We start from the raw sequence: 15,843 nt of genomic DNA on the forward strand, positions 1-15,843 counted from the left end.
GGCCGGTCGGTCCCGCCTCGAGCGGCCACGCCGGCGATCCCCGCTGGGCCATGGCATTGGATGGTTGCGCAATGATGATGTACATCGTCGTCCCCGGCCTCATCGTGGTCGTCATCCTCGTGGTGGTCCTGGTGGCCCTGGGCATGCGGGCCAACCGGACCGGCGCGGACGAGGACGATTGGGCCGACGAGCCGCCGCAGCAGCAACCCAGGTCGCGAGGCCGCCGGGCCGCGCCCCCACCCGTCGACGAGCCCGTCGACGACGGCTACGAGGATCACGGGACCGGCGCGGGCTACGACCGCCGGGTGGCCGGCGGTCCGCTGGCGGCGCCCACCGGGCCGCCCGCGCCCGCCCAACCCGCCGGCCTCGCGGGGCCGGGCCCCGCCGGCGCGCCCCCGGGGCCGCCCGCCCCGCCTCCGCCGGCGCCGCGTCGCGCCCCCGCGGGCGACGACATGAGCGACGAGATGGGCGACGACGACTACTGGGCGACCATCACCTTCGACAAGCCCAAGTTCCCCTGGCAGCACGACCGGGACGAGGACCGCGACGAGGCCGCGGACCCGCTCGCCGCGGCCGCCGACATGGCCGAGCCCGGCGCCCCGCAGCAGCCCCACGCCCCCGCCGAGCCCGCGATGGCGCAGCCCGTTCCGGCCGGGCCCATGGACCAGCCCGGATACGGCGGCGACTCGTTCGGCTCCGACGGCCAGTACGGCGCGGACCAGTACGGCGCGGGCGATCAGTACGGCGCCGGCGACCAGTACGCGACCGGTGACCAGTACGGCGTCGAGCAGTACGGGGCCGACCAGTACGGCGGCGGCGGCGACCAGTACGCCGATCAGTACGGTGACCAGTACGCCGACCAGCCGGCCGACCAGGGCGACCGGTACGCGGCCGACGGCGGTCGGTACCCCGTCGAGCCCGCCCCGTACGCCGCCGAGGCGGGTCCCTACGGCGGCGAGCCCGCGGCCTCCCCCGGCGGGTACGGCACCGGCCCGCAGTCGGTCCCCGCGCCGCCCCCGTCCTTCCCCGGCACTCCCGAGCCGCACGACCTGCCCATCGCCGCGCACTTCCGCGGGGACGCCGGCGACCCGCTGGCCACGGGCGGCAACCCGGCCGGGCCCACCCGGCAGGACCCGCTCGACTACGCCACCCCGCCGCCGGTCTCCGACCCGCTGGGCCTCCCCGTGGGACGCGCCGACGACCGTTCCTCCACCGGGCCGTTCGCCGGTCCCGGCGAGGGCTCCTTCGGCCTGCCCGACCCGCCGTCGTACGGCGGTGCGGGAGAGGGCGCGGGGTCGACCGGGTACGGCCCCACCGAGACGACGGTCTCGTTCAGCGCGGACTCCCCGCCCGCGGGCCCGCTGCACGGCGGGTTCGGCGACTCCCGCGGCCTGCCCCGCAACGAGCCCTCGGGCGCCGGTCCGGGCGGTCCCCCGGCGCACTCGGCCCCGGCGGCGTACGGCTCCCCCGCGGCGCCGTCCGGGCAGCAGAACGACACCGACGGGCACCGGCTGCCCACCGTGGACGAGCTGCTGCAACGCATCCAGTCCGACCGTCAGCGCTCCACCGGGCCCACGCCAGTCTCCGGCGGCAACCCGCTGCCGGACCCGCTGAACGACCCGCTGAGCACCTCTCACGACGCCTCCTACGGCTCCGGCGGCGCCCCGTGGTCGTCCTCCACCACCGGAGGGTCCCAGGGGTATGACCAGCCGTCCTCCGGGCGCGGCCACGACGACCTGTCGAGCGGCCAGTTGTCCGGGAGCGGTCTGTCCGGCGGCGGCTTCTCCGGCCTCGGCGGCGGGGGCTCCCCCGGCTACGGTCAGGGCGGTTCCGGCGGTCAGGGCCAGGGCTACGCGAGCGGCGAGGGCTACCCGTCGGCGCCCGCCTATGGCGAGGCCCCCCGCTACGACGACCCGCTCGGCGGCGGCCCGTCGTCCGGGCGCGAGTCGTTCGGCTCGTTCGGCATGGGCGAGCCCTCCACGCCGCCCGCCTCGGGCGGCTCCGCCGACCCCGGTCGGTACGGCGACTTCAGCGGCAGCAACTACGGCGGCGGCGACCCCAACGCCACCCAGGCCTTCGGCAACGGCTACTTCGGCGGCCAGCAGGGGGGCCACGGCCAGGCGGACCAGGGAACGCCCCAGGGCGAGCAGGGGTCTGGGTACGGTCAGCAGGACCAGCGCGGAGGCGACGACTGGGAGAGCCACCGCGATTACCGTCGGTGAGCAATCGTTTGCGGATTGTTAAGGGGATCACCTAGCAGAGGTCTTGCCGACCATGATTCGATACTGTAGGTGACCTCAAGACCACAAATCGTAGGCTTCCTGCGGCGTGATCTTCCCGCGTCCTTTGTCGTGTTCCTGGTGGCGGTCCCCCTGTCGCTGGGCCTCGCCGTCGCCTCCGGGGCACCGGTCGTCGCCGGGTTGATCGGCTGCATCGTCGGCGGCGTGGTCGCCGGCGCGCTCGGCGGCTCCCCCCTGACGGTCAGCGGACCCACCGCGGGACTCACGATCATCCTCGCCTCGACCGTGCAGAACTATGGCTGGCGCGCCACGTGCGCCATAACGTTCATGGCCGGCCTGGTGCAGTTGGCGCTCGGATTCGGCCGGGTCGCCCGGACCGCGTTGGCCGTCTCCCCCGCGGTCGTTCAGGGCATGTTGGCCGGCGTCACCGTGGTGCTGATCCTGGCGCAGATCCACATCGTGCTCGGCGGAAGCCCGCAGCACTCGGCGCTGGCCAACATCCGCGAGCTGCCCGGCCAGCTCGCCGGGCACCATTCCCACGCCGTGCTGATCGGACTGCTGACCATCGCCGTCCTGCTGGCCTGGGGGAGGCTGCCCGTCCCCTGGCGGGGGGTGGCCGGCACGGTGGCCAGACGGATCCCCGCGCCGCTGCCGGCCATCGTCGCCGCCGCCGTGACGGCCTGGGCGCTGAACCTGGACGTGCCGCGCGTCGAGCTGCCCGGCAGTCTGCTGGAGGGCTGGCAGCCCCCGGTGATGCCCTCGGGCCCGGTGCCGGAGATCGCCGGGGTGGTGATCGCGATCGCCGTGCTGGCCGGTGTGGAGACGCTGCTGACCAGCGTGAGCATGGACCGGATGCGTCCGGACGGCGTCCCCCGCGCCGACCTGGACCGCGAGCTGGCCGGGCAGGGCGCGGCCAACACCGTCTCCGGGCTGCTGGGCGGCCTGCCGGTGGCCGGCGTCGTCATCCGCAGCACCGCCAACGTCAACGCCGGGGCCCGGACCCGATACTCGACCGTCATGCACGGCCTGTGGGTGCTGCTGCTGGCGCTGGTGTGCGGGCCGCTCATCGAGCAGGTGCCGCTGTCCGCGCTGGCCGCGCTGCTGGTGGCGATGGGCGTCCGCCTCCTCGACAACGCCCGGGTGCGCGATCTGCGCAACCACGGCGAGGCGTCTGTGTACTTCATCACCCTCGGGGGCGTGGTGGCGTTCGGGCTCGGCGAGGGGGTGCTGCTGGGCATCGGCGTGACGGCCTGGATGGCGCTGCGCCGGCTGACCCGCCTGTCGGTGGACGTGGAGGAGGCCGACGGGCGCTGGCACGTCATGGTCAGCGGGTCGTTGACCTTCCTCGGCGTGCCCCGGCTGATCGGCATGCTGCGGCGGGTCCCCGCGGGTTCGGCGGTCGATCTGGACCTCAACGTCGACTTCATGGACCACGCCGCGTTCGAGGCCGTGCACGACTGGCGCATGACGCACGAACGTCAGGGTGGCGAAGTCGACATAGATGAAATTCATGAAACTTGGTACGAAAGACGCGTGACTGGCGACATGACCCCCACGCGCAAATCGTTCCCTCCCGTCCGGTGGTGGGCCCCATGGGCGAATCGCTGGCGTCGTAGCGAGAATCCGGAACTCGACGCCCCCGAGGTCTCCGCCAGTGCACTGCTGCTGGCGGGGGTCCGTGAGTACCACGGCCAGATGGTGCCGCTGGTACGCCCGATCATGGCGGAGCTGGCGTTCAAGCAGACGCCCGAGCACCTGTTCATCACCTGCGTCGACTCGCGGGTGGTGCCCAACATCATCACCGCCAGCGGGCCCGGCGACCTGTTCATCGTCCGCAACGTCGGCAACCTGGTCCCCCGCCACGGGTCCCGGGTCTCCGACGACTCGCTGGCCGCGGCGCTGGAGTACGCCACCAACGTGCTGGACGTCAAGACCATCACGGTCTGCGGGCACTCCAACTGCGGCGCCATGGCCGGTGTGCTGGCCGGCGGCGCGGAGATCGACCACCTGCCGGGCCTGTCCCGGTGGCTCAAGCACGCCAACCACAGCCTGGCCCGGTTCCTGGACTCCGAGCCGGGCGCGGAGCCGCCGCTCAGCCGGCTCTGCCAGATCAACGTGCGTCAGCAGTTGGACAACCTGCTGACCTATCCGTGGCTGCGCAACCGCGTGGAGGCGGGCAAGCTCGAGTTGGTGGGGCTGTACCTGGATCTGGAGACGGCCAAGGTGCACATCCTGGACCGCCCGGCGGGGTCGTTCGTGCCCGTTCCGGACGAGGCCCCCGACGAGCTGCCGGATCTGCCGACCGTCTCCTGACGCGTCGCCCGGCCCCCGGAACGAGAACGCGGGCCGATCCCGATGAGGATCGGCCCGCCTGGTGTGCGGGGACGACGTCCGACAAGCCCGTCGCCGGGCCGCGACGCCCGCGGGAACCCCTCGGCGTTCCCGCGGCGCGCGGCCCGTTCGGGTCTCACCGGGTCTAGTGGTGGGTCAGTTCCTCGTCCCGCCCGCGCACGTACATTCCGGTGACCCGCCGCGCCCGGCGGAAGCCGCCGGCGTCGGTCGGGGTGAACAGCGAGTCGTGCCGGCTGGCGCGGGCGAACTCGACGAGGTAGACCAGGGACGACAGGAATCCGACGAGCGCGACCGCTGCGATGATCAGGAACATGGCCGCTTCCTCCCTGCGGGCCGGGCGCTCGGCCCGCCTTGCCGCCGGCCCCCGTTTTCGACCGGCTCGTATCACGACCGTACGCGCAGGGGAAGGGACGCATTGTGTCGTCTGACCTGAAGGTCACAAAGAGGGACATCACACCCCACGAGACACCAGAGCGCCACGAGGCGGGTCAGAGTCCGGGGGTGAACGGGCGGCGTCGCCCCGGGTCGTCCGCGTCGGCCTCGCCCCGCAGGGCGGCCTCGACGAGGGTGATCGCCTCGGCGAGCGCGGCCAGTCGGGCGCCCTCGCGCCGATAGACGTCCATCAACGCCTCGATGCCGTGCGGCGGGACCGACCCGCTCAGATCGGCGCGGGCGGTGCGGAACCCCTCGCGGGCCGCGGTCACGGCCGCCTCGACGTGCTGGCGGGCCAGCCGCACCAGGGTGGGCGGGTAGCGACGGAGCACGCCGTACCGGCGATACTCCGGCGGCACCGACTCCAGCAGCCAGGCCATCGCCGTGTCCTCGAACCGCTCGGAGCCCGGCGGATGGACCTGGCCGGGCCAGCCGGGAGGGACGTACGCGCTCACCGGCTCATGCTAACCGAGAAACTCGAACGCGCGTTCGAGAAGGTGTCAGGACTCGGATCCGGGCTCGGGGGACGGCGTCGTGCCGTTCCCGGTGCGTCGGATGCGGATCTTGCCGGAGTCCAGGTCGTCGCGCGAGACGCCGTCGCCCTGGAGATGGTGGTCGTCGCCACGGCGCAGCTTCTGCGCCTCCTGCTCCTCGAGCTGGATCTTCTTCGACCCGGAGAAGGCGGCGTGCAGGTCCTCGAACATGCCCGCGCCGAATCCGGCGCCCGTCTCGCCGTCCCCGCGGATGGCGCCCATCATGGACGTCCGCCCGGTGCCGGCCGACGGCCAGTCGACGACCTCCGGCTGCACGTTCGTGGGCTTGGCCGCACGGCCCTTGGGCCGCCTGCGGCGGCGGCGGAATGGTGACTTCACGCAGACTCCAACGCTCCGGGCCGCCGATTTGATCCCGTATCGATCCGCACCGATCCGGCCCGGCGGGCACACCACCATAGCCTCCGGAGAACCCGGCGCGGACCGGCCGCCCGCGCACCGCGCGGGAGCGTACCGGCGTTCGCTCGGTCCGGGGCCGTCGGGGCGGTAACCTGCCGACGTGCGTCTGTCCCAGGTGATCGCCGTTCTCGAGAAGCTCTATCCGCCCGAGTGGGCGGAGTCGTGGGACGCCGTCGGCCTGGTCTGCGGCGACCCGGACGCCGAGGTGGGCCGGGTCCTGTTGGCGGTCGACCCGGTGGCCGCGGTCGTCGACGAGGCCGTCCGGATCGGGGCCGACCTGATCGTCACGCACCATCCGCTGCTGCTGCGCCCGGTCCACGGCGTCGCCGCCACCACCCCGAAGGGCGGGCTGATCCACCGGCTGATCACCTCGGGGGTGGCCCTGTACACCGCGCACACCAACGCCGACGTGGCCGATCCCGGGGTGTCCGACGCACTGGCCCGCGCGGTCGGGCTGACCGGCCCGCTGCGCCCGCTGGCCCCGTCCCCGGACGATCCGGCCCGCGGCCTCGGCCGGATCGGCGCGTTGGAGGCCGCCGTGCCGCTGCGCGCGTTCGCGGCCCGGGCCGCGGCGGGGCTGCCGGCGACCGCGTGGGGCCTGCGGGCGGCCGGCGACCCGGACCGTCCGGTGCGCACCGTCGCCGTCTGCGGCGGGGCCGGGGACTCGCTGCTCGGGGCCGCCCGCGCCGCCGGCGTGGACGTCTACCTCACCGCCGACCTGCGCCACCATCCGGCCTCGGAGTTCCTCGAACAGGACGGGCCGGCGCTGGTGGACGCCGCCCACTGGGCCACCGAGTGGCCCTGGCTGGCCGACCTCCGGCGTCGGCTGGCCGAAGAACTCGACCTCAAGAGCCATGTATCGACGCTCGTCACCGACACGTGGACGCTGCACTTCGAAGGAGAACAGTGAAAGCAGCACCCCAGTCCCAGCAGCGCCTGCTCGACCTGCAGGAGCTCGACGCCGCGCTGGACCGGTCGGCGCACCGCCGCCGGACCCTGCCCGAGACCGCCGAGATCGAGCGGCTCGAGGGACGGCTGACCGAGCTGCGCGACGCGGTCGTCACCGCCGAGACCGAGGTGAGCGATCTGGACCGGGAGCAGAAGAAGGCCGAGCAGGACGTCGACCAGGTCCGGACCCGGGCCGAGCGCGACCAGCAGCGCCTGGACTCGGGCATGGTCACCTCCGCCAAGGACCTCGCCAACCTGCAGTCGGAGATCGCCTCGCTGCGGCGTCGCCAGTCCGACCTGGAGGAGGTCGTGCTGGAGATCATGGAGCGCCGGGAGGAGGCCGACGCGCGGGCCGCCCGGCTGCGCACCGAGCGCGAGGAGGCCGGCCGTGAGCTGACCTCCGTCACCGAGCGTCGGGACGCCGCCTGGAAGGAGATCGACGAGGAGGTCGCCGCCACGGGCGCGGCCCGCACGGCGGTGGCCAAGGACGTCCCGGACGACCTGATGGCCCTCTACGAGAAGCTGCGCGCGCAGTTCGGCGGGGTCGGCGCGGCGGCCCTGCACCGCGGCCGGTGCCAGGGCTGCCATCTGGCGCTGAACACCGTGGACCTGAACCGGATCCGGGCCGCCGCCCAGGACGAGGTCGTTCGCTGTGAGGAGTGCCGCCGGATCCTGATCCGCACCCCCGAGTCGGGCCTGTGACCGCTTCGCGGAGGCTGGTCGTCGAGGCGGACGGCGGGTCGCGGGGCAACCCCGGGCCCGCCGGGTACGGGGCGCTGGTCCGGGACGCGATCACCGGCGAGGTGCTGGCCGAGGTCGCCGAGGCCATCGGACACGCCACCAACAACGTGGCCGAGTACCGGGGGCTGATCGCCGGGCTGCGGGCCGCCGCCGAGGTGGCCCCGACGGCCCGGGTCGAGGTCCGGATGGACTCCAAGCTGGTGGTGGAGCAGATGTCCGGGCGCTGGAAGATCAAGCATCCGGACATGATCCCGCTGGCGTTGGAGGCCCGGGAGGCCGCGTCGGGGTTGGGTGCGGTGTCGTACGGCTGGGTGCCGCGCAACCGCAACGCGCACGCCGACCGGCTGGCCAACGAGGCGATGGACGCGGCCGCCCGGGGCGAGCCCTGGGTCCGCGGGACGGAGCCGTCCGAGGCCCCCGGCGATCGGGAGGGCGGGCGGACCGACGCCGATCCGGAGTCCGCGGAGTCCCCGGGGCCCGCCGCCCCGGCCTGGTCCTCGGCCACCACGACGCCGACGACGACGCTGCTGCTGCGGCACGGCCAGACGCCGTTCTCGGTGGAGAAGCGGTTCGCGGGCGTCGGGGACGTCCCGCTGACCGAGACGGGCCGCGAGCAGGCCCGCGCCGCCGCGCTCGCCCTCAAGGACCTCGGCCTGGACGCCGTCGTCACCTCGCCGCTGGGCCGCTGCCGCGACACCGCCGCCGAGGTCGCCGCCGCGACGGGCGCGCCGGTACGGGTCGAGGACGGCTTCCGTGAGACCGATTTCGGCCGGTGGGAGGGCCTCACGTTCGCCGAGGTCCGCGAACGGTGGCCGGAGCAGATGGACGCCTGGCTGGCCGACCCCGAGGCGGCGCCGCCCGGCGGGGAGAGCTTCGCCGCCACGGCCCGCCGGGTGCGGACCGCGCTGGACAAGCTGAAGGTCCGTCACCGCCGCCGCACGGTGCTGGTCGTCTCGCACGTGACCCCGATCAAACTGCTGGTCCGCGACACGCTGCAGGCCCCGATGGGCGCGCTGTACCGGATGCACCTCGACGTCTCGTCGCTGACCCGGATCGACTGGTACGACGACGGCCCGGCGGTGCTGCGCTCGTTCAACGACACCCATCACCTCGGCCCCCGCTGACGCTCGATATGCACCCTCTGCCCGCAGGCCCTAGGCTGGGGACACGGCGGACGAGCCGGCCGGGCGGCCGCGTCGGGGGCCTCGCGCCCCCGCCGAGGAAGGTCCGGGCTCCACAGGGCAGGGTGGTCGGTAACGCCGACCCGGGGCGACCCGCGGGACAGTGCCACAGAAAGCAGACCGCCACCGATCCGTCGGTGGTAAGGGTGAAACGGTGAGGTAAGAGCTCACCAGCGCCCAGGGTGACCTGGGCGGCTCGGTAAACCCCACCCGGAGCAAGGTCAAGAAGGGGAGCCGACGGTTCCCCGCGCAGGCGTCCGAGGGCGGCCCGCCCGAGCCTGCGGGTAGACCGCTGGAGGCCGTCGGCAACGACGGCCCGAGATGGATGGCCGCCACCCGCCCTCCGGGGCGGGGACAGAACCCGGCCTACAGGCCGACTCGTCCGCCCGACGACGCGCAGCCCCCGCTCCGGTCCGCGACGGATCGGGGCGGGGGCTCGCGCGCGCCCGCGCCGTGCCCGCGTCCGGGTCACGATCCTCGTCACCGACCCCGCCGGTCCGGCCGCGCCGTCGGCCGTCACCGCGCGGATGGGACAGACCCGTCACCCGACCGGTACATCCGGCGGGGCCGCCTCGCGTCGAGACTGGATTCATGCCTCTGACCTGCGGAGATCCCCCCGGAAGGAGTGAACCATGATGAAGTACGCGAAAGCCGTCGTCGCCGCGCTGGCGGCGGGCGGCGCCGCGTTGGGCACCGCGCTGACCGACGACGCGGTGAGCACCGGAGAATGGGTCGCGGTGGCGCTGGCCGTGCTCGGGGCGCTGGGCGTGACCTACGCCGTTCCCAACCGTCGCCCGGCGGCGGCGGACGAGGTCCCCGGGTATCGCCGGTAGCCTGATCCCGCCGGGCGTGTGGGGAAGCGCGCTCGGCGAGGGCCCCGCCTTTCCGTGCCGGAGAGGCGGGGTTTCTCGTCAGTCGTCGCCGCGGTCGTCGTCTCCGTTGCGGTCGTCGCCGTCGTCGTCGTCGCAGCCGCAGCAGCCGCAGGGGCCGAAGTGGCCGCCGTCCGGTGCCGTGGCGCTCGCGGCGGTCACGGCCGTGGCGATGTCCGGCGCGCCCAACGGGACGACCGACAGGGTGGCGAGGGCCACGGTGAGGGCGATGAGAAGCCTGCGCATGATCAGGGCCTTTCGTTGATCGTTCGCCCCGTCGCGCCTCTCCGCGGGACCGGGGCGTTTCTCGACGCGCACGGCCGTGGAGGGCCGCCCGGCGGAGCGCGGTCGAGCGCCTCGGCCGGACGACCGTCCTCACGGCCGAACGGGCTCAGAACAACTCGTCGGAGAGCAGCCCGCACTTGTGGTCGTCGTGGCCGAAGCCGAAGACCGAGTGAATCCCATGCTTCTTACCGCAGTGCCTCTTGCTGTAGTGGCCGTACCCGTAGCCGTAGCTGTAGTGGCCGTGACCGTGATGCCCGTAGCCGTAGGCGTGATGGCCGTGGCTGTGGCCGCAGCCGCAACTGGAGTGGTATCCGCCGCCGCCCATAGGGACGGCGGCGGACGCCGTGGAGCCGAGGCCGAGGAACGCCGCCGGCGTCACGAAGGCCAGGGTCAGGAGTGTTGGGAGCTTGCGCATGATCGATCCCCTTTCGTGGTCTTCCTGCGCTTGCTCCGCGAATCTCCCCGCCCATCACCCCAAGTAATTGGATGGCGACTTAAAGTGTTAATCAGACGTTCTGCCAGCCCGTCGGGCAGTCCGGGGTCCCCGCGGGGTCGGTGACCTCGCGGAGGAAGTGCGTCAGGCCCGTCTTCCAGGACGCCCAGTCGTGGCCGCCGGTGCCCCGGCAGTACCGATGGTCGATCGGGTTGCCCGGGTTCGCGTTGAGGGAGTCGTGAAAGGTCTTGTTCGCGGCCTCGAGGTCCGCCTCGCCGGTCCCGGCGTAAAGGAACAGCTTGTTCTCGTACACGGCGTAGTCCGGGACGCGGCTCTGCGGGTCGTACTCGTCCCAGCCGGACATCGGGCCGAAGACCAGCGGCAGACGCTCCTCCTTCCAGGTGGCGGGGAGTTGGTGGTCCCACCACGTCACGCCGAAGATGTCCCCCGGGTAGCCCTCGCCCTGCACCGAGGCGCCCAGGAGGTACAGGGACTGGTCGATGGTGTTCATCGCCGCCTCGGGCTTGATGGTGGTGCCGCCCGAGAAGGACGCGACGGTGGAGAACACGTCGTCGTGGCGGACGGCGTACTTGAGGGCGCCGTACCCGCCCATCGACAGGCCCGCCACGAGGCGACCGGAGCGGTTCTCGACGGTGTTGAAGTTGGCGTCGATCCAGGGAACGAGCTGCTGGACGTGGAAGGTCTCCCACGCCGGGCGGAAGCCGCCCCGGGTGTTGGCGGCCCAGTCCTGGTACCAGCCGGCCCGGCCGCCCTCGGGCGTCACGATGAGGCCCCGGAAGCCGAGGTCGCGCACCTGGGAGACCAGCGCGCCCTTGCCCGGGTCCGACCAGTCGGAGAACTGTCCGTCACCGCCGTGCAGGAGGTAGAGCACCTGATACGGGTCGACGCCGCTCTGTTGGTAGTCCGTGGGGAACCACACCCGGACCCGGACGGTGGGCGTGTGGACCCCCGGCCGGTGGACCTGCGCCGTGGTCATGTCGGCCTGGCCCATGTCGGGCACCGCGTCGCCGTCGGTGTCGACCGGCTGCCAGGTCGCGGTGATCCCCTGGGAGTCGAGGGCGGGCAGGGTGGCGGGGATCGCCGCGAGGGCGGGCGTCCCGGGCACCAGGATCGCGGCGGCGGCGAGCGCGACCACCACGAGGACCGACCGCAGACCGCGGCCCCGTTTCCGGACCTGTTGTGTCGTCATGATCGCGAAGATAGGGACGGATCTCCCGCCTCGTGATCACCTGACCTTAATCGGCCATTATTCGGGCAGGTCGGGGTGGGGTAGGGTCGGCGCTCGATGGAATCGTCCGCCCTCGTTCCGGCCGTCGTCGCGAGCAGGCTCCGGTCCGCCGGATGCGTGTTCGCCGAGGACGAGGCCGAACTGATCCTCTCCACCGCGCGGACCCCCGCCGAGGTCGCCGCGATGGTGGATCGGCGGGTCGCGGGGCTCCCGCTGGAGCACGTCCTCGGCTGGGCCGAGTTCTGCGGTCTGCGGATCGCCGTCGACCCCGGCGTGTTCGTGCCGCGTCGCCGTACCGAGTTCCTCGTCCGGCGGGCCGCCGCCACCCGCCGCGGGACGTCCGGACGTCCGGTCGTCGTGGTGGACCTGTGCTGCGGGTCGGGCGCGCTGGGCGTCGCGCTGGCCGATGCGCTCGGGCGCGTCGAACTGCACGCCGCCGACGTCGAGCCCGCCGCCGTGCGGTGCGCCCGCCGCAACGTCGCCCGGGTCGGCGGCGAGGTGTACGAGGGCGACCTGTACGAGCCGCTGCCCGCCGCGCTCCACGGGCGCGTCGACGTCCTGCTCGCGAACGTCCCGTACGTGCCGACGGAGGAGGTCGGCCTGTTGCCCGCGGAGGCCCGCGTGCACGAGCCGTTGGTCGCGCTCGACGGCGGCGCGGACGGGCTGCACGTGCTGCGAAGGGTGGCCGAGGCCGCCCCGGCGTGGCTGGCGCCGGGCGGCGCCCTGCTGTTCGAGACCACCGAACGGCAGGCCGCGCAGGCCGTCGAGGCCGTCGCCGGGGCCGGACTGAGCCCTCGTGTCGTCCGGGACGAGCAGTCGTACGCCACCGTCGTCATCGGGACGCGCTCCTGAGCGAGCCTCGGCGGGGTTAGGCCACCCTGTGGGCGCCGTCGGCGGGGACGGCGGTGAGGAACCTGGGCGGGCGACGGGCGACCCCCACGAGCCGGGCCGTGACCGCCTCGCGGATGTCGCGCATGCGGGACATCGGCGCGAGCGCCACCACGCAGCAGCCGATCGCCCGTCCGCCCAGCGCCCCGGCGGCGACGGCGGCGTCGAGCGCCGCGTCCAGCGGCTCGGTCCCCCATCGGTGCGCCCTGGTGAGGGCCGGGCCGAGGGCCAGGAGGTCCTGGGCCGCCGCGACGACCTCGTGAGGGGACGTCACCGCCGCGGGGCCCGGAGCGCCGGTCGCGGACCCGACCTCGATCAGCACGAGCCGGAGCCCGGCGGCCCTCAGGTCGAACGGCACCGGTTCGGGTTCCGCACCCGCGCAGGCCAGCACCGCCTGCGCGGGCGCGTAGGCGTCCACGGGGAGGTCCAGCCCGTACAGGTCGCGCAACGCCAGCGACACCGCGTTGAACGTCTCCGCGCCCGACAACAGGGCCATGGGATGCGGCAGGACGCGGTTGACCACCATGCGCAGTCCCGCGTCGGTCGGAGCGGCGTCCAGGGCCCGCTGGCACGGCCGGGCCCACGGCGGCAGGTCGTCGGGGGCCTGCGCCACCCGTCGGTCGTGGTGGTTCAGCGAGTACAGCTCCGACCGGCCGCGATGGGAGGCGGCGACGACGATGGCGCCCCAGGGCAACGCCACCGTCAGCGCCGCCTTGGGGCCTCCCAGCAGGGTCAGCTCCCCGGGGGCGCGCCACGCGCCCTCGGGCACGTCGTCGTACTCCTGACCGTAGACGTGGCCGGTCAGCCGCACCTCGGGGTCGGTGTCCAGCCGCGCGGCGAGGCCCGCCGACCGCATCAGGCCGACGCCGTCCGGGACGGGCGCCCCCGGCGACATCCCGACGGCGACGGCCGGGCCGGCGGACGGCCGATCACGCCAGTTTCTCCAGCCGCTCGGCGGCGCGCTCGGCCCCTCCGGCGGCGGCGAACGACTCCTGGACCGCGCGGGCGGCGTCCCGGTAGGAGTCCTCGGTCAGCACGGCCGTGATCGCGGCGCGCAGATCCTCCGCCCGGACCCGGGCGAACGGGACGACGATCCCCGCGCCCGCGTCGGCGACCTGCCGCGCCACCACCGGCTGGTCGTCCCGGATGGGCGCGACGACCAGCGGCAGCCCGTGCGCCAGCGTCTCGCACACGGTGTTGTGGCCCCCGTGCGAGACCACCGCCGAAAGCCTCGGCAGCAGCGACAACTGCGGCACCTGGCGGCGGACGAGCACGTTGGGCGGCGGGGCGGGCACGGCGTCCTGCGGGGCGACGAAGACGGCCTGCAGGTCGAGGTCCGCCACGGCCTCGGCCGCCTCCCGGAAGAAGCGCCCGCCGGCCGCGGCGTTGATCGAGCTCAGCGACACCAGGACGGCGCGGCGCGTCGGGTCCAGCCACTGCCAGGGGAACGTGCCCCGGGACGGACGGCCCAGCGCCGGCCCGACGAACGCGTAGTGGCCCGGGAACAGCTCCGCGTCCCGGACGAGCGCGGGGGTCGAGAAGACCAGCACGAGGTGGTCGGAGAACCGCAGGTCCATCGGGTCGGTGTCGCCGTGCTCGCGTTGGAAGCCCTCGATCAGGTCGGCGACCCACCGTTCGACCTTGGGGAAGGCGGCCAGCGGCCGGGCCAGTTCCGCCGAGGTCGTCGCGGACGTCGCCCAGGGGATCCCCCTCCGGCGGGCGACCACGGGGGCGGCCAGCACCTGCTGGTCGGCGATGACGACATGGGGCCGGAAGTCCTCGATCGCCGCCCGGACGCCGGGCATCATCGCGTGCCCGAGCGGGACGATGAACTCCTCCCACAGGAACCGGAACGCCGCCGGGCCCCGCAGTCCCCGCGACCGGTCGCGGGCCGCGTCCAGCCGCCGGGCGAAGTCCTCGTCCTCGGTGTCGTACACCTTGGCCGAGCGCTCCAGCAGCGGCCGGACGGTGGACGCGTGCCCCGCCCACGCCACCTTGTGGCCGCGCCGGGTCAGCTCCGCGCCCACCGCCACGGTGGGGTTGACGTGCCCGGCCAGCGGCGGCACCGCGAACAGGAACCGCGCCCCGCCGCCCGCGAGCCCGAACGCGGCCCCGGCGGAGCCGAGCTCCAGGGACGGGACGGCCCTGCGTCGGCTCATGAGGCGGCCCTCGCGGGCACGTGGAGGCCCCCCGCCCGCCGCGACAACCACGACAGCGTGACCTGGAGCAGCGCCTCGGTGCCCTCGGTGAGCACCGTGTGCGCGTGACCCGTCATCACGTGCAGGACGCAGTCGGGGACGTGACGGCGGAGCAGACGACCGGCGGGGGCGACCTCCGAGTGCTCCCCGTACACCGCAAGCACCGGGCACGCCACGCGGGCGAGGTCCCCGGGGCGGACCGGGTCGGCGGCGGCCAGGTCGTCCAGCAGGCTGGTGCCGTTGATGAGGGCGTCGGCGAGGGCGGCCTGCCGGCCCTGCCGCCGCCGCCCGATCTCCAGGAGCCGGTCGGCGGTCCGCTCGTACTCCAGCGACAGGGCGCTCTTGCCGAGCGTGTTGAGCACGTCCTCGTTCCACTCCCCCGCGTGGACGGCGGGCCCGTACGCCTCGATCAGGACGAGCCCGGCGACCCGGTCGGGTCGGGTGAGGGCGGCGTTCAGCGCGACGGCACCGCCGAAGCTGTTGGCGACGAGGTGGACGGGCCCGCGATGGCCGAGCGCGTCGAGGAGGGCGAACAGGTCGGCCACGCCGTCGGCGACGCCGTAGCCGGTGGCGGGCCGCTCCGACAGGCCGTGTCCGCGCAGGTCGTACAGGACGCAGCGGGCCCCGGCCAGGGCCATCGGCCCGGCGAGCGTGTAGTAGAAGCTCGACAGGTTGTCGGTGACCAGGCCGTGGAGGAACACCACGATGGGGGCGTCCCCGGCGGGCTCGGCCGGGCCCACCGTCTGGACGTGGAAGCGCACGCCGCGCGCGGTGATCTCAGGCATGCGCCGCCGCCAGCCGGTCCTCGATATGACCGACGAGGTCCCCGACCGCCAGCTCCGCCAGCCGGTCCAGGTCGAGGCCGGCGAGGAAGCCCGGCAGGTCGATCCCGTCGCCGTACCGGCCGCGCACCCGTTCGGCGAGCGCGACGAACTCGATGCTCTCCAGGGCGAGGTCCTCGGTGAACCTCGTGGCGCGGCCGACCCCGGCGGCGGCGAGGAAGTCGTGGCCGACCACCTCGGCGAGCATCCCGGCGACCTCGGCGAGGACGTCGTGCTCGTGTGACATCGACATGTG

17 protein-coding genes and 1 other RNA gene are annotated in these 15,843 nt (G+C 74.0%); 8 read left to right on the forward strand and 10 right to left on the reverse strand.

The annotated features are described in order from the left end of the window. The first annotated feature begins 71 nt into the window (after window positions 1-71). Window positions 72-2,222, forward strand: coding sequence for a hypothetical protein (locus DFJ69_RS03625; protein WP_170177528.1), 2,151 nt, complete (start codon window positions 72-74; stop codon window positions 2,220-2,222). Window positions 2,223-2,291: 69 nt separating this feature from the next. Beyond that, window positions 2,292-4,553: a SulP family inorganic anion transporter gene (locus tag DFJ69_RS03630; RefSeq protein ID WP_116021167.1), complete on the forward strand. Its 2,262-nt coding sequence runs from the start codon at window positions 2,292-2,294 to the stop codon at window positions 4,551-4,553. A 163-nt stretch (window positions 4,554-4,716) separates the two neighbouring features. On the opposite strand, the gene DFJ69_RS03635 is transcribed toward DFJ69_RS03630, so the two are convergent. From DFJ69_RS03635 to DFJ69_RS03645, 3 genes are all read right to left on the reverse strand, one after another. Beyond that, window positions 4,717-4,905 carry a hypothetical protein gene (locus tag DFJ69_RS03635; RefSeq protein ID WP_116021168.1) on the reverse strand — a complete coding sequence of 63 codons (189 nt, stop codon included), beginning with the start codon at window positions 4,903-4,905 and terminating at the stop codon, window positions 4,717-4,719. Window positions 4,906-5,080: 175 nt separating this feature from the next. Beyond that, on the reverse strand, window positions 5,081-5,404 hold the full coding sequence (locus DFJ69_RS03640; protein ID WP_425453415.1) for a hypothetical protein: 324 nt from the start codon (window positions 5,402-5,404) through the stop codon (window positions 5,081-5,083). Window positions 5,405-5,524: 120 nt separating this feature from the next. Then, window positions 5,525-5,896, reverse strand: coding sequence for a DUF6191 domain-containing protein (locus tag DFJ69_RS03645; RefSeq protein ID WP_116021170.1), 372 nt, complete (start codon window positions 5,894-5,896; stop codon window positions 5,525-5,527). A 178-nt stretch (window positions 5,897-6,074) separates the two neighbouring features. Here DFJ69_RS03645 and DFJ69_RS03650 point away from each other — a divergent pair, with 178 nt between their 5' ends. The 5 genes from DFJ69_RS03650 (at window position 6,075) to DFJ69_RS03670 (ending at window position 9,677) form a co-directional block, all read left to right on the forward strand. Then, window positions 6,075-6,884 (forward strand): Nif3-like dinuclear metal center hexameric protein, encoded by an 810-nt coding sequence (locus DFJ69_RS03650; protein WP_116021171.1) that lies wholly within the window; start codon window positions 6,075-6,077, stop codon window positions 6,882-6,884. After that, window positions 6,881-7,624, forward strand: coding sequence for a zinc ribbon domain-containing protein (locus tag DFJ69_RS03655; RefSeq protein WP_116021172.1), 744 nt, complete (start codon window positions 6,881-6,883; stop codon window positions 7,622-7,624). The genes DFJ69_RS03650 and DFJ69_RS03655 overlap by 4 nt, the downstream gene beginning before the upstream one ends. Beyond that, complete coding sequence (locus DFJ69_RS03660) at window positions 7,621-8,787, forward strand: bifunctional RNase H/acid phosphatase (RefSeq protein ID WP_116021173.1); 1,167 nt, start codon at window positions 7,621-7,623, stop codon at window positions 8,785-8,787. The genes DFJ69_RS03655 and DFJ69_RS03660 overlap by 4 nt, the downstream gene beginning before the upstream one ends. A 51-nt stretch (window positions 8,788-8,838) precedes the next feature. Next, an RNA gene (rnpB, locus tag DFJ69_RS03665) (RNase P RNA component class A) lies at window positions 8,839-9,229 on the forward strand. Between the two features lie 247 nt (window positions 9,230-9,476). Continuing rightward, complete coding sequence (locus DFJ69_RS03670) at window positions 9,477-9,677, forward strand: hypothetical protein (RefSeq protein ID WP_116021174.1); 201 nt, start codon at window positions 9,477-9,479, stop codon at window positions 9,675-9,677. A gap of 78 nt (window positions 9,678-9,755) precedes the next feature. On the opposite strand, the gene DFJ69_RS03675 is transcribed toward DFJ69_RS03670, so the two are convergent. From DFJ69_RS03675 to DFJ69_RS03685, 3 genes are all read right to left on the reverse strand, one after another. Then, window positions 9,756-9,959, reverse strand: a complete 204-nt coding sequence (locus tag DFJ69_RS03675) for a hypothetical protein (protein WP_116021175.1) — start codon at window positions 9,957-9,959, stop codon at window positions 9,756-9,758. A gap of 145 nt (window positions 9,960-10,104) precedes the next feature. Then, window positions 10,105-10,413, reverse strand: coding sequence for a hypothetical protein (locus DFJ69_RS03680; RefSeq protein ID WP_116021176.1), 309 nt, complete (start codon window positions 10,411-10,413; stop codon window positions 10,105-10,107). A 91-nt stretch (window positions 10,414-10,504) separates the two neighbouring features. Then, window positions 10,505-11,641, reverse strand: coding sequence for an alpha/beta hydrolase (locus DFJ69_RS03685; protein ID WP_116021177.1), 1,137 nt, complete (start codon window positions 11,639-11,641; stop codon window positions 10,505-10,507). 96 nt (window positions 11,642-11,737) lie between these two features. Here DFJ69_RS03685 and DFJ69_RS03690 point away from each other — a divergent pair, with 96 nt between their 5' ends. Further along, window positions 11,738-12,532, forward strand: a complete 795-nt coding sequence (locus DFJ69_RS03690; RefSeq protein WP_116021178.1) for a putative protein N(5)-glutamine methyltransferase — start codon at window positions 11,738-11,740, stop codon at window positions 12,530-12,532. A 16-nt stretch (window positions 12,533-12,548) separates the two neighbouring features. On the opposite strand, the gene DFJ69_RS03695 is transcribed toward DFJ69_RS03690, so the two are convergent. Genes DFJ69_RS03695 through DFJ69_RS03710 form a run of 4 tightly spaced genes read right to left on the reverse strand, consistent with a single transcriptional unit; the run spans window position 12,549 to window position 15,840 of the window. Beyond that, complete coding sequence (locus DFJ69_RS03695; protein WP_116021179.1) at window positions 12,549-13,463, reverse strand: hypothetical protein; 915 nt, start codon at window positions 13,461-13,463, stop codon at window positions 12,549-12,551. Window positions 13,464-13,497: 34 nt separating this feature from the next. Continuing rightward, entirely contained in the window at window positions 13,498-14,727 is a 1,230-nt protein-coding gene (locus tag DFJ69_RS03700; RefSeq protein ID WP_116021180.1) for a glycosyltransferase, read from the reverse strand. Then, entirely contained in the window at window positions 14,724-15,551 is an 828-nt protein-coding gene (locus DFJ69_RS03705; protein WP_116021181.1) for an alpha/beta fold hydrolase, read from the reverse strand. The genes DFJ69_RS03700 and DFJ69_RS03705 overlap by 4 nt, the downstream gene beginning before the upstream one ends. Further along, entirely contained in the window at window positions 15,544-15,840 is a 297-nt protein-coding gene (locus DFJ69_RS03710) for an acyl carrier protein (RefSeq protein ID WP_116021182.1), read from the reverse strand. The genes DFJ69_RS03705 and DFJ69_RS03710 overlap by 8 nt, the downstream gene beginning before the upstream one ends. Between the last annotated feature and the right edge of the window lie 3 nt (window positions 15,841-15,843).

The sequence above is a fragment of the Thermomonospora umbrina genome (assembly GCF_003386555.1).
Taxonomy (GTDB): Bacteria; Actinomycetota; Actinomycetes; order Streptosporangiales; family Streptosporangiaceae; genus Thermomonospora; species Thermomonospora umbrina.